Genomic DNA, 13,133 nt, shown 5'->3' with positions numbered 1-13,133 from the left:
ACGTACAAATATTAAGTATTTTATTACTCAGCTACTGCGCGTGTGAATATAACGTGCAGTTGCCATAACTCCGAGCTCTCGCATGCTAAGTCGCACAGTGGTATTTGCTGTACCGATACGCATCAAGAGCCAGTGACATGTTGTCACAAGGGCTTAATTGGAAATGATTATGCCTCCCGTGTTTGGAAAGGTGTTCCGTGGCGCAACAATTCGAAGATAGATTCCATCGCAAGTTTTATTACTTGCGCTTGTCGGTTACAGACGTCTGTAACTTTAAATGTACTTACTGCTTGCCAGATGGTTATAAACCGTCAGGGCAAAAAAACTCGTCTTTTTTAAGTGTTCCCGAGATCAAACGTATTGTTAAAGCGTTTGCAGATTGTGGCACCTCTAAGATCCGCATTACTGGCGGAGAGCCGAGCCTGCGTAAAGACTTTCCTGAAATCATACATACTGTTGCTTCTACTCCAGGCATCGAAAAAGTAGCCACCACAACGAATGGCTACCGCATGGAGAAACAAGTAGGGCAATGGCGTGATGCTGGTTTAACCCATATAAACGTGAGCGTGGATAGCTTAGATTCGCGCATGTTCCATCAGATCACTGGTGAGAATAAGTTTACAGAGGTTATGCGAGGCATTGATAAAGCGTTTGAGGTTGGCTTTGAACAAGTCAAAGTCAACGTCGTATTGATGAAAGACCTCAATAGTCAGGAATTACCAGCCTTCCTTAATTGGATCAAAGACAAACCTATTCAATTACGTTTTATCGAGCTGATGAAAACCGGTGAGATGGACGAGTTGTTCGATAAACACCATGTGTCTGGCGTTGCGATCCGCAACCAGCTTATTGCTAATGGTTGGCTGTTAAAAGTCAAAGCCGTTAATGATGGCCCCGCGCAAGTGTTTGTCCACCCAGACTACAAGGGTGAAATCGGTTTGATCATGCCTTACGAGAAAGACTTTTGTGAGAGTTGTAACCGACTGCGTGTTTCTGCGACCGGTAAACTTCACCTATGTCTGTTTGGCGACCACGGTGTTGAACTGAGAGATCTGATTCAAGAAGATCAACAAGAGCAAGAGCTCATTGATCGAATTCAGGCTCAGCTTCAAACCAAGTCCGTTAGCCACTTCTTACACGATGGCAACAGCGGCATGACTCCAAACTTGGCGTCAATCGGCGGTTAACCCGCTATATACTCTAAAGCATTTTATCGCTCAGCTTCTTTAAGCTGGGCGAATCAGTCTAGGGCGTGTTGCTCTTTCGAGCTGATTTTTGCAGCGAGTTGCTGGGTATTTATATAAGGCAGAGGCTTTGATGTGTAGCTAGCCTACATGAGAAGCCGATAACGTAGTCGAAATGACCAGCAAACGCTGCCCGAAGGGTTCGGCTAAAAGCGTTTTACTCTTTGTTGAGGGAGATTTGCTTAGAATGACTAGGCTACTTCCCCCTCGCCGCGATTAAAACGCTTTTATCTCGAACAAAATTTAATCACGAAAGGTCAACACGCCCTCATAATTGAAAAATTTATATAGGTGAACAAATGGGTCACGCAGAAAGCAAATTTCAAGCAGCAAACATCGCAGTACTAACCGTTTCAGATACTCGTACAGAAGAAAATGACACGTCAGGTGGTTACCTAGCTGAGCATGCTAAAGAAGCTGGCCACAACGTGGTTGATAAGCAAATCGTTATCGATGATATGTACAAGATCCGTGCGATCGTATCTCAGTGGATTGCTGACGAAAGCGTTCAAGCGATTATGATCACTGGCGGTACGGGCTTCACATCTCGTGACAGCACGCCTGAAGCACTTAAGCCACTATTCGACAAAGAAGTAGAAGGCTTTGGTGAACTATTCCGTCAAGTGTCTTATGAAGAGATTGGTACATCGACGATTCAATCTCGTGCGATTGCGGGTTTTGCCAACCACACGGTTATCTTTGCGATGCCTGGTTCTACAGGTGCATGCCGCACAGGTTGGACTAAGATCATCAAGCAACAGATGGATGCGAGTCACCGTCCTTGTAACTTCATGCCACATCTTTCTGTATAAGGTGGATTGAGCATGAGCCAATTTACACATATTAACGCGTCTGGCGAAGCGAACATGGTCGATGTATCGGCTAAAGCAGAGACAGTACGTGAGGCGAGAGCAGAAGCTTTCGTTCAAATGTCAGCAGAAACGCTAGAGCTGATTGTTTCTGGCAGCCACCATAAAGGTGATGTTTTCGCAACGGCACGTATTGCTGGTATCCAAGCAGCGAAGAAGACGTGGGACTTGATTCCACTGTGTCACCCTTTGCTACTGACTAAAGTAGAAGTACAACTTGAAGCCATTGAGTCTGAAAACAAGGTTCGTATCGAATCGGTATGTAAGCTTGCAGGTAAGACAGGCGTAGAAATGGAAGCGCTAACGGCTGCTTCTGTTGCTGCACTGACGATTTACGATATGTGTAAAGCTGTTCAGAAAGACATTGTTATCGAGAACGTACGTCTGCTAGAGAAGACGGGTGGTAAATCAGGACACTTTAAGGTGGAATCATGATTACGGTACTTTTCTTTGCACAAACTCGTGAACTTGTCGGTGTTGATAGCCTAGAGATCGATGCGCAATACAATACTATTGAAGCGATTCGCAGCCACCTTGTAACACAAGAAGGCAAATGGGATATCGCATTGGAAGAGGGCAAGCTGCTGGCAGCACTCAACCAATCAATTGTACCTTTGACGACTGAAGTGAAAGACGGCGACGAAGTGGCTTTCTTCCCACCAGTTACTGGAGGTTAACCATGAATGACTCTCGAGTTATTGATCCAAGAGTATTAGTGACTGCTGAAGACTTTTCTGTGGGTGGCGAATACGATTATCTAGCTCAAGGTACGGCTGCGGGAGCGGTTGTGACGTTTGTTGGTAAAGTTCGCGACATGAACCTTGGTGACAACGTGATTGGTTTGTCTCTAGAGCACTATCCGGGTATGACAGAGAAGTCGCTGAGCGAGATCTGTGATCAAGCTGAAGCACGCTGGCCTATTCAAAAGATGCGAGTGATTCACCGCGTTGGTGACCTAGATATCGGTGACCAGATTGTTTACGTTGGTGTATCCAGTGCACATCGTGGCGCTGCCTTCGATGCGTGTGAGTTTGTTATGGACTTTCTGAAAACCAAAGCGCCGTTTTGGAAAAAAGAACGTACTACTGAGGCGACTCGTTGGGTTGACTCTCGAGACTCCGACGCGAAAGCAGCGGAGCGTTGGAAGAAGTAATCCACTCCATAGCGTGTTTCGATCTTAACGTGAAAGCGTATTTCAGATTGGGACGTAGATAGTAAGAAAGCCGACGTTTGACGTCGGTTTTTTTGTGCGTGCTACAAAGTGATTTATAAATAAAAGGTTCTTTAATAAATGGTTAAGCAGTCAAGTTGCATATGAATTCAACGCGTGATTTAGTCTGTCTTGGTGCATTTCCAAATCTGTTTTGGTGCAGTGCTTTATGCTGTTTTGTATAAAGTGATAATCCTCACAAATAGTGCAGTCTATTTAGGGGATATGTGATGTGCAATTAGATTTCATGTGGCATTAATGTTAATTTGCCGACAGTGTTCTAGCATAAGATGCTAAATAAAAGTATCAATTCAGATACATCAACACTAAAGGCTGTTTTTTAATAAATCCTTATGTGTAATTAACTATTCATTAGGTTTTTATTAGAGATTTACACTGTTACCTTGAGTAATTCGGAGAATTATCCGATTTTTTGCGACTTGTTTATGGCAAATTACTTCAATGGTTGATAGTGTGTGCCTCAATCTTTGTAAGGTTTTAGATTTTTATGCTTAAATTTTGAGCTAAATAAATCTAAATCACTGCCGTTCAGTGAACTTAGCAAAGAAGTCATGGATGCAATACGTAAAACTTGGAGTTTATTAAATGTACAAGAATAAAATCACTCAGGCCCTTCTTCTAGGTGCTGGTTTGGCAGTGGCTGCCACTTCTACTCTTTCTATCGCTGCTGAAGTTCCAGCAGGCACAGAACTAGCAAAAGTTCAGGAACTTGTTCGCGGTAACGGTACTGAAGTTGCGACTATCGACCCACACAAATCTCAAGGTGTACCAGAATCTCACGTAATTCGTGATCTTCTAGAAGGTCTAGTGAACCAAGATGGCGAAGGTAATACAATCCCAGGTGTAGCCGAAAGCTGGGAAACGACGGACAACAAAACATTCACTTTCCACCTACGTAAAGATGCAAAATGGTCTAACGGCGATCCTGTAACAGCTGAAGATTTCGTTTACAGCTGGCAACGTGCAGTCGATCCTGCCACTGCTTCTCCATATGCTTGGTACATGGAATATACCAAGATGGTGAACGCGAAAGACATCGTAGCGGGTAAGAAAGACAAGAGTGAGCTAGGTGTTAAAGCTGTCGATGCAAACACGCTTGTTGTTGAACTAGATACAGCGGTACCATATTTCGTAATGATGATGGGCCACACAACAATGAAGCCGGTACATCAGGCGACTGTTGAAAAATTCGGTGACCAATGGACTAAGCCGGGTAACTTTGTAGGTAACGGTGCATTTGCTGTCGATAAATGGGTTGTTAATGAACGCCTAGTACTAAAGCGTAACGATCAATACTGGAACAATGATAAAACTGTTCTTAATAAAGTAACGTTCCTACCAATCGAAAACCAAGTTGCGGAAATGAACCGTTTCCTATCTGGTGAAATCGACTTTACAAATGAACTTCCAACTGAGCACTTCAAGCGCCTTAAGAAAGAGTATGCGGAAGATGTATCTGTAGCGGGTAACCTATGTACTTACTACTACATCTTTAACACTAAGAAAGCACCATTTGATGATGTTCGTGTACGTAAAGCAATTTCTTACGCAATTGACCGTAATATCGTAAGTGACGCAATCCTAGCACAAGGTCAAAAACCAGCTTACTTCCTAACGCCTGAAATCACAGCTGGCTTTAACCCTGAACTTCCTGCTTACGGCAAGATGTCTCAAAAAGAACGTAATGAAGAAGCTGCACGCCTTCTTGAAGAAGCGGGTTACGGCAAAGACAACCCACTAAACTTCAACCTACTTTACAACACTTCTGAAAACCACAAGAAGATTGCTGTTGCGCTAGGTTCTATGTGGAAGAAAACACTGGGTCTTAAAGTAACGCTTGAAAACCAAGAGTGGAAAACTTACCTATCTTCTAAAGATTCAGGTGATTTTGAAGTAGCACGTGCTGGTTGGTGTGGTGACTACAACGAAGCGTCGTCATTCCTAACGCTAATGAAGAGTAACAACACTACCGGTGGTGTTCACTACGATAGCGCTGAGTACGACCAAATCATTGATAAAGCACTTAACTCTACATCAGCAGAAGAGCGTGAAGCACTTTACCTAGAAGCTGAGGCGTTAATGGCTAAAGACATGCCTATCGCACCTATCTACCAATACGTGAAATCACGTCTACTAAATCCGCACGTTGGTGGCTTCCCTACTAACAACGCGGAAGATAAGATCTTCTCGAAAGACTTATACATCAAAGCTCAATAATAAGAGCTTAGATTCTAAAAAGTTACTATAACTATAACGATACAGACACTACATGCGCAGGGCGCGCATGTAGCGTCTTTCTAATTTTAATTGTCACAGACTGAAAGAGTGAGTTTATGCTTAAATTCATTATGAAAAGGATATTTGAAGCGATTCCAACCATGTTGGTGTTGATCACTATATCTTTCTTTCTCATGCGTTTCGCACCGGGTAACCCGTTTTCAAGCGAGCGTCCATTACCGCCAGAAGTTATGGCTAACATCGAAGCTAAATATGGCTTAGATAAACCTGTATTTGAACAGTACACCACGTACTTGACCAACATCCTTCAGGGTGATTTTGGTCCATCTTTTAAATACCAAGATTACACAGTAAATGAGCTGATCGCGGTTGCGCTTCCAGTATCTGCGAAGGTAGGTTTTGTTGCCTTTATCTTCACATTATTGATGGGGGTAACGGTCGGAACCATTGCCGCCTTGAAGCACAACACCTGGATCGACTACACCATAATGTCGACCGCCATGCTCGGGGTGGTGATGCCATCCTTCGTGTTGGCTCCAGCGCTTATCTACCTATTCTCTCTACACTGGCATATATTTCCAGCAGGTGGTTGGCACGGTGGTACGTACATGTACATCGTCCTACCCGTTATCGCGATGTCTCTTTTATACGTAGCAACCTTTGCTCGTATCACTCGCGGTAGCATGATTGAAACCCTAAACAGTAACTTTATCCGTACAGCTCGAGCTAAAGGTCTAAGTTACCGTTATATCGTTCTTAAACATGCACTTAAGCCAGCAATGCTACCTGTTGTTTCATACATGGGGCCTGCGTTTGTAGGTATCATTACAGGTTCAGTTGTTGTTGAAACCATCTTCGGCCTACCGGGTATTGGTAAGCTGTTTGTTAATGCCGCGTTTAACCGTGATTATTCGTTAGTAATGGGTGTAACCATTTTGATTGGTTTCCTATTCATCTTGTTCAACGCAATCGTTGATATTTTACTAGCGCTTATTGACCCGAAAATTCGCTACTAGCAGGGACGCATGGTTATGTTGAAGAAAAAAGAAAACTTAGAAGCGATCGAAAAATTCTCTGAGAGTTTGGAAATTGAAGGTCGTAGCTTGTGGCAGGATGCGCGTATTCGTTTTATGCGCAACAAAGCCGCAATGATCAGTCTGTTCATTCTAATTGTTATGGTGCTATCGGTAATCTTCTTACCTATGTTGGCACAGTATGCTTACGATGATACTGACTGGTACGCAATGCACGTAGGCCCAAATGCTGATCACTGGTTTGGTACCGACAGTTTAGGCCGTGACCTATACGTTCGTACGATGATTGGTGGCCGTATTTCTCTTATGGTTGGTGTGATGGGTGCATTCGTAGCGGTACTGATAGGTACGCTTTACGGTGCGGCTTCAGGCTTCATTGGCGGTCGCACTGACCGAGTGATGATGCGTATCCTAGAGATCCTATACGCCGTGCCATTCATGTTCCTAGTTATCGTACTGGTGACATTCTTTGGTCGTAATATCGTACTTATCTTCGTTGCTATCGGTGCGATTGCTTGGCTCGATATGGCGCGTATTGTACGTGGCCAAACGTTGAGTTTACGTAGTAAAGAATTCATTGAGGCTGCGCACGTATGTGGTGTCAGTAAATGGAAAATCATTACACGTCATATCGTACCGAACGTATTGGGTATTGTTGCGGTTTACTCAACGCTCCTTATTCCAAGCATGATCCTTACTGAATCATTCTTATCTTTCCTTGGTCTTGGTGTTCAAGAGCCTATGACAAGTTGGGGCGCGCTGTTACAAGAAGGCTCGCAAACAATGGAAGTTGCTATTTGGCAACTGGCATTCCCAGCGGCATTCATGGTAGTTACGCTGTTCTGCTTTAACTACGTAGGTGATGGTCTGCGCGACGCGCTTGATCCAAAAGACAGATAAAGAAATAGCAATTAAAAGCTATAAAAGATTAAGGAAGCAATAATGAGCTTATTAGATGTCAAAGATCTGCGCGTCGAATTTACCACGCAAGATGGTACCGTAACCGCAGTAAACGACCTGAACTTCTCACTCAACCAAGGCGAAACGCTGGGTATTGTTGGTGAGTCGGGTTCGGGTAAATCTCAAACGGTATTTGCACTGATGGGACTGCTGGCTAAGAACGGCATCATCTCAGGCAGTGCAAAGTTTGAAGGTAATGAGATTCTCAATCTACCTGAGAAAGCACTGAACAAAGTTCGCGCTGAACAGATCGCGATGATCTTCCAAGATCCAATGACGTCACTGAATCCTTACATGAAAGTAAGTGATCAGTTGATGGAAGTACTTATGCTGCATAAAGGCATGGGCAAAGCAGAAGCGTTTGAAGAATCAGTGCGTATGCTGGAAGCGGTTAAAATCCCTGAGGCACGTAAACGTATTACCATGTATCCACACGAATTTTCTGGCGGTATGCGTCAGCGTGTGATGATTGCAATGGCTTTGCTATGTCGTCCAAAACTACTGATTGCTGATGAACCAACAACGGCATTGGATGTAACCATTCAAGCGCAAATCATGGAATTGCTGAACGAACTTAAAGATGAGTTCAATACGGCAATCATCATGATCACCCATGATTTGGGTGTGGTTGCTGGTTCTTGTGACAAAGTTCTAGTGATGTACGCTGGCCGTACCATGGAATATGGCACAGTAGATGAAATCTTCTATGAGCCTAGCCACCCTTATGCGGAAGGCCTGCTTAAAGCGATTCCTCGTTTGGATACCGAAGGTGAAATTCTGCCAACGATTCCAGGTAACCCACCTAACTTACTTCGTCTACCAACCGGTTGTCCTTATCAAGACCGTTGTCACCGTGTAATGGACCGTTGTAAGCAAGAAGCACCAATTTTGCAACCATTTGCAAAAGATCGTCAGCGTGCTTGTTTTTCTGATTGGGAGACTTGGACAAAATGAGTAAAGAATTACTATTAGATATTAAAAACCTGAAGGTTCATTTTAGCATTGCGGCTAAGTCTGCGTGGCCTTGGGCTAAACCATCAAATCTTAAAGCGGTTGATGGTGTGGATGTTCACCTTTATGAAGGTGAGACTCTGGGTGTAGTAGGTGAGTCTGGCTGTGGTAAATCAACATTTGCGCGCGCAATTATTGGCTTAGTTGAGGCTACTGAAGGCGAAGTGATGTGGTTAGGTCAAGACCTGACTAAAATGCAGGAAGTGAAGCGTCGTGAGACTCGTAAAGAGATTCAGATGATCTTCCAAGACCCGCTAGCATCGCTTAACCCACGTATGTCAGTAGGGGACATCATTGCTGAGCCTCTACAAACTTTCTATCCAGAGCTTTCTAAACAGGAAGTGAAAGACAGAGTTAAAGAGATGATGGCAAAGGTTGGTCTACTACCTAACGTAATCAACCGTTACCCACATGAATTCTCTGGTGGTCAGTGTCAACGTATCGGTATCGCACGTGCACTTATCTTGAAGCCTAAGATGATTATCTGTGATGAGCCGGTTTCTGCTCTGGATGTATCTATCCAAGCTCAAGTAGTTAACCTTCTTATGGAACTACAGAAAGAGTTAGGTTTGTCTTTGGTATTCATCGCGCATGATTTGTCAGTGGTTAAACACATCTCTGACCGTGTATTAGTGATGTACTTAGGTAATGCTGTTGAGCTAGGGGAATCAGATGCCTTGTTCTCAGACCCTAAACACCCATATACCAAAGCATTGATGTCTGCAGTTCCGATTCCAGACCCACGCTTAGAGCGCAGCAAAACGATTCAGATGCTGGAGGGTGATCTCCCATCACCAATTAATCCACCATCAGGTTGTGTGTTCCGCACTCGTTGCCCTGAAGCAACCGAGGCCTGCGCGCAAACCAAGCCAACCATTCAAGGCGATGACGTACACGCAGTATCTTGCTTGCACGTACAAGTCTAGAACCAATTTAAAACGGTTCAGCCTGTGACAGGCTTAAGCGCAACTTTTTTATGAGTTGCGCTTTTTTTGTGTCCAAGGTTCCTCTAAAACAACCTCCTTCAAATAATTCGAACAACTAAGCCAACTTCTTCTAGTTTTGAAAAAGTGGGCTTTTTTTATACTAATACCAATCGTAGTAAATAACTGCTCATCCTAGCTTGTTAAAACGCTCGATAACGGCGTTAGAATTTTTGATTGTAGAATAACTACTAACAGAAAAATTCTTCCTTGTTCTCAAGCCTTTTCTCTGCGCTATTTCTGAACATTTACTTACTGTGATTGGTATAAAAAATTTTGGATGACAGAGGTTTGGATATGGGTAAGTTAGTTGAAGGTGTTTGGCATGACGTTTGGTATGACACCAAAGAAAGCGGTGGCAAGTTTGTTCGCGAAGATGCAGGCTTTCGTCACTGGATAGAGAACAAAGCCGGTGCACAATTTCAGCCGGAAAGCGGCCGTTATCACTTATACGTATCATTGGCTTGCCCTTGGGCGCACCGAACTTTAATCTTCCGTGAACTTAAAGAGTTAACCGATCATATTGACGTGACGGTCGTCTGCCCAGACATGATGAGTGAAGGGTGGCAAATGGGGCTACCTGAACCTCTATTCGGCCATACTCGTATGCACCAAATTTACACTCAAGCCAAGCCTGATTACTCAGGACGAGTAACGGTTCCAGTGCTATGGGACAAGAAAACCAATACCATCGTGAGTAACGAGTCCTCTGAAATTATCCGCATGTTCAACTCAGAATTTAATGAGTTAACAGGCAACACCGATGATTATTATCCGTGGGAGCTAGCCAAGAAGATTGATGAGTGGAACGACTATATCTATCCAAGCATCAACAACGGTGTTTATCGTACTGGCTTTGCAACTACACAAGAAGCTTATGAAGAAGCGTATGACGCGTTATTTGAGGCGTTAGACAAAGTAGATGTACATCTTAGTGAACATCGTTATCTAGCGGGTAATGACATCACAGAAGCAGACTGGAGGTTGTTTACCACTCTGGTTCGATTCGATGCAGTGTATGTTGGTCATTTTAAGTGTAACAAGCAGCGAATTTCAGACTACGTCCATATTCAGGGCTACTTAAAAGAGCTCTACCAGATTGAAGGCATTAAAGAGACGACCGATTTTTACCACATCAAACGTCACTACTATTACAGCCACACAGGTATCAACCCAACCCAAGTTGTACCGAAAGGACCTGTGCTAGATTTAGAATCAGCCCATGGGCGAGGCTAGATTCATCTTAAGAGCATCAAATAACCTTAAGCGGTAGACATAAAAAAACCCTAGATAAGAATCTAGGGTTTTTTGCTTCTACAAAAGAAAAATTAGTTAATTACTTTTTCTTCAGCTTGAGCTGCTTGGTCTGCTTGGATAGCCGTTAGAGCTACAGTGTAAACGATATCGTCTACTAGAGCGCCACGAGACAAGTCATTTACTGGCTTGCGCATACCTTGAAGCATTGGACCGATAGATACTAGATCTGCTGAACGCTGTACCGCTTTGTAAGTCGTGTTACCAGTATTTAGGTCTGGGAATACGAATACTGTCGCTTTACCAGCTACTGGAGAGTTTGGTGCTTTAGAAGCAGCAACGTTTTCCATGATAGCAGCGTCGTACTGAAGAGGACCGTCGATCACTAGATCAGGACGTTTCGCTTGAGCAAGTTTCGTTGCTTCACGTACTTTATCTACGTCTGCACCTTTACCAGATTCACCAGTAGAGTAAGAGATCATAGCAACGCGTGGGTCGATACCGAATGCCGCTGCAGAGTCAGCAGATTGGATAGCGATTTCAGCAAGTTGCTCAGCTGTTGGATCAGGGTTGATCGCACAGTCACCGTATACAAGTACTTGATCAGGCAGAAGCATGAAGAAGATTGAAGATACGATAGAAGCATCAGGTGCAGTCTTGATGATCTGGAACGGAGGAACGATTGTGTTCGCCGTTGTGTGAACAGCACCAGAAACTAGGCCGTCAACTTCGCCAGCTTCAAGCATCATAGTGCCTAGGAATACTGAATCTTCTAGCTTCTCACGAGCAACAACTTCAGTCATACCTTTAGCGCCACGAAGTTCTACTAGACGAGCTACGTAGTTTTCGCGAACAGATGCAGAATCGATGATCTCAACGCCAGCGCCTAGTTCAACACCTTGTTGTGCAGCAACGCGACGGATTTCGTCTGGGTTACCAAGAAGCACACAAGTTGCGATACCGCGTTCAGCACAGATAGAAGCTGCTTTAACAGTACGTGGCTCATCACCTTCAGGAAGAACGATACGCTTAGCCGCTTTACGAGCAAATTCAGTTAACTGGTAACGGAATGCTGGTGGGCTTAGACGACGAATGCCTTGAGTACCTTCAGATAGAGAATCAATCCAAGGGCCATCAATGTGGCTTGCAACGTGATCGTTAACGAACTCGATACGCTCTTTATCGTCTGCAGGCACTTCTAGGTTGAAGCTCTGTAGGTTTAGAGACGTCTGCCAAGTGTTACCTTGAGCCTTGAAGATCGGTAGACCTGACGCGAATGCTGGTGCACAAAGGTTAGCAATGCTTTCTGGAATGTCGTAACCGCCAGTCAGTAGGATTGCGCCAATCTCAACACCGTTTTTCGCAGCAAGAGCCGCAGCAACGATAACGTCAGGACGGTCTGCAGAAGTTACTAGCAGTGAACCTGGTTTGAAGTGCTCAATCATGTGCGGTAGAGAACGTGCACAGAAAGTGATGCTCTTAATACGACGAGTTGAGATTTCACCTTCGTTAACGATTTCAGCGTTAAGGTGCTTAGCCATATCAACCGCACGAGTAGCGATTAGGTCGATGCTCCATGGCACACAGCCAAGAACACGGATAGGGCTAGAGTTGAAGATTTGCATTACTTCAAGGTTCGCTTGTTGAGCGCTATCTGCATCATCGAAGATTTCAGAAAGGTCAGGGCGAGTACGACCAGCTTCATCAACAGGTGCATTCAGTTTGTTAATAATAACGCCTGAAATGTTCTTGTTTTTAGTGCCGCCGAAGTTAGAACATGCTACTTCGATGTGCTCTTTAAGCTGAATAGGGTTGTATGTACCCGGAGTCGCAACGAATACGATCTCTGCGCCTAGTGTTTTAGCGATTTCCGCGTTCACTTGGTTAGCAAATGGGTGCTTACGAGTAGGTACTAGACCTTCGATAAGCGTTACTTCTGCATCTTTGTTGATCTTGTTGTATTGCTCAACAACAGACTCTAGAAGCTCGTCCATTTTTTCGCTACCGATCAAAGCTTCAGCTTTAGTCATTGCGATTGGCTCACCAATCTTAATGTCGCTGTTTGCGCTGATGATAGTAGACGTTAAATCAGGTTGGTTACCACCGCTACGAGGTTGAGCGATTGGCTTGTAGAAAGAAACACTTACGCCCTTACGCTCCATAGCGCGAAGAACACCCATGCTAACACTAGTAAGACCAACACCAGCGCTTGTAGGGATAAGCATAATAGTACGGGACATTGACGAACACCTTTGACTATTGGAAATAAAAAAAGCTCAACTGCTATTCCCACCGATATTTAAATTGGG

Annotated in this window: 12 protein-coding genes and 1 riboswitch; of the genes, 11 read left to right on the top strand and 1 reads right to left on the bottom strand. The window is 44.2% G+C overall.

The genetic code is table 11. The features are described from left to right. Positions 1–56: 56 nt before the first annotated feature. Positions 57–209, top strand: a riboswitch (molybdenum cofactor riboswitch). The 11 genes from moaA (at position 198) to H5300_RS01915 (ending at position 10,806) form a co-directional block, all read left to right on the top strand. Then, positions 198–1,187, top strand: coding sequence for a GTP 3',8-cyclase MoaA (gene moaA / locus H5300_RS01965; RefSeq protein WP_026012219.1), 990 nt, complete (start codon positions 198–200; stop codon positions 1,185–1,187). Its footprint overlaps the riboswitch before it by 12 nt. A gap of 356 nt (positions 1,188–1,543) precedes the next feature. Continuing rightward, a complete protein-coding gene (gene moaB, locus H5300_RS01960) occupies positions 1,544–2,056 on the top strand; it encodes a molybdenum cofactor biosynthesis protein B (protein ID WP_017084034.1) in 513 nt (170 codons plus the stop codon). A 12-nt stretch (positions 2,057–2,068) separates the two neighbouring features. Further along, positions 2,069–2,548 carry a cyclic pyranopterin monophosphate synthase MoaC gene (gene moaC, locus H5300_RS01955; RefSeq protein ID WP_004734026.1) on the top strand — a complete coding sequence of 160 codons (480 nt, stop codon included), beginning with the start codon at positions 2,069–2,071 and terminating at the stop codon, positions 2,546–2,548. After that, positions 2,545–2,790 carry a molybdopterin synthase sulfur carrier subunit gene (gene moaD, locus H5300_RS01950; protein WP_004734025.1) on the top strand — a complete coding sequence of 82 codons (246 nt, stop codon included), beginning with the start codon at positions 2,545–2,547 and terminating at the stop codon, positions 2,788–2,790. Before moaC ends, moaD begins: the two co-directional genes overlap by 4 nt. Positions 2,791–2,792: 2 nt before the next feature. Next, positions 2,793–3,266: a molybdopterin synthase catalytic subunit MoaE gene (moaE, locus tag H5300_RS01945; protein WP_017084033.1), complete on the top strand. Its 474-nt coding sequence runs from the start codon at positions 2,793–2,795 to the stop codon at positions 3,264–3,266. Positions 3,267–3,929: 663 nt separating this feature from the next. Continuing rightward, positions 3,930–5,561: an ABC transporter substrate-binding protein gene (locus H5300_RS01940; RefSeq protein ID WP_004734023.1), complete on the top strand. Its 1,632-nt coding sequence runs from the start codon at positions 3,930–3,932 to the stop codon at positions 5,559–5,561. Positions 5,562–5,677: 116 nt separating this feature from the next. Further along, positions 5,678–6,598, top strand: coding sequence for an oligopeptide ABC transporter permease OppB (gene oppB, locus H5300_RS01935; RefSeq protein ID WP_004734022.1), 921 nt, complete (start codon positions 5,678–5,680; stop codon positions 6,596–6,598). Between the two features lie 15 nt (positions 6,599–6,613). Next, a complete protein-coding gene (gene oppC / locus H5300_RS01930) occupies positions 6,614–7,516 on the top strand; it encodes an oligopeptide ABC transporter permease OppC (protein ID WP_182795306.1) in 903 nt (300 codons plus the stop codon). Positions 7,517–7,558: 42 nt separating this feature from the next. After that, the gene (locus tag H5300_RS01925) at positions 7,559–8,530 is read left to right on the top strand and encodes an ABC transporter ATP-binding protein (protein ID WP_004734020.1); all 972 of its coding nucleotides are present in this window, start codon (positions 7,559–7,561) and stop codon (positions 8,528–8,530) included. Beyond that, positions 8,527–9,513, top strand: coding sequence for a murein tripeptide/oligopeptide ABC transporter ATP binding protein OppF (oppF, locus tag H5300_RS01920; protein ID WP_004734019.1), 987 nt, complete (start codon positions 8,527–8,529; stop codon positions 9,511–9,513). Before H5300_RS01925 ends, oppF begins: the two co-directional genes overlap by 4 nt. Positions 9,514–9,867: 354 nt before the next feature. Further along, a complete protein-coding gene (locus H5300_RS01915; protein WP_182795305.1) occupies positions 9,868–10,806 on the top strand; it encodes a glutathione S-transferase family protein in 939 nt (312 codons plus the stop codon). Positions 10,807–10,898: 92 nt separating this feature from the next. On the opposite strand, the gene pta is transcribed toward H5300_RS01915, so the two are convergent. Further along, positions 10,899–13,064, bottom strand: a complete 2,166-nt coding sequence (pta, locus tag H5300_RS01910) for a phosphate acetyltransferase (RefSeq protein ID WP_017088569.1) — start codon at positions 13,062–13,064, stop codon at positions 10,899–10,901. Positions 13,065–13,133 lie beyond the last annotated feature (69 nt).

Origin of the sequence: Vibrio sp. SG41-7 (assembly GCF_014164465.1) — a bacterium.
GTDB classification, from domain to species: Bacteria; Pseudomonadota; Gammaproteobacteria; order Enterobacterales; family Vibrionaceae; genus Vibrio; species Vibrio splendidus.
The sequence above is the reverse complement of the archived record's forward strand: the minus strand, read 5'-3'. Positions and strand labels throughout refer to the sequence as shown.

Bases quoted from the DNA above. Each gene is read 5' to 3' on its own strand.
- oppC (WP_182795306.1), top strand. From the start codon at position 6,614: ATGTTGAAGAAAAAAGAAAACTTAGAAGCGATCGAAAAATTCTCTGAG.
- H5300_RS01940 (WP_004734023.1), top strand. From the start codon at position 3,930: ATGTACAAGAATAAAATCACTCAGGCCCTTCTTCTAGGTGCTGGTTTG.
- moaB (WP_017084034.1), top strand. From the start codon at position 1,544: ATGGGTCACGCAGAAAGCAAATTTCAAGCAGCAAACATCGCAGTACTA.
- pta (WP_017088569.1), bottom strand. From the start codon at position 13,064: ATGTCCCGTACTATTATGCTTATCCCTACAAGCGCTGGTGTTGGTCTT.
- H5300_RS01925 (WP_004734020.1), top strand. From the start codon at position 7,559: ATGAGCTTATTAGATGTCAAAGATCTGCGCGTCGAATTTACCACGCAA.
- moaD (WP_004734025.1), top strand. From the start codon at position 2,545: ATGATTACGGTACTTTTCTTTGCACAAACTCGTGAACTTGTCGGTGTT.
- oppF (WP_004734019.1), top strand. From the start codon at position 8,527: ATGAGTAAAGAATTACTATTAGATATTAAAAACCTGAAGGTTCATTTT.
- H5300_RS01915 (WP_182795305.1), top strand. From the start codon at position 9,868: ATGGGTAAGTTAGTTGAAGGTGTTTGGCATGACGTTTGGTATGACACC.
- moaE (WP_017084033.1), top strand. From the start codon at position 2,793: ATGAATGACTCTCGAGTTATTGATCCAAGAGTATTAGTGACTGCTGAA.
- oppB (WP_004734022.1), top strand. From the start codon at position 5,678: ATGCTTAAATTCATTATGAAAAGGATATTTGAAGCGATTCCAACCATG.
- moaC (WP_004734026.1), top strand. From the start codon at position 2,069: ATGAGCCAATTTACACATATTAACGCGTCTGGCGAAGCGAACATGGTC.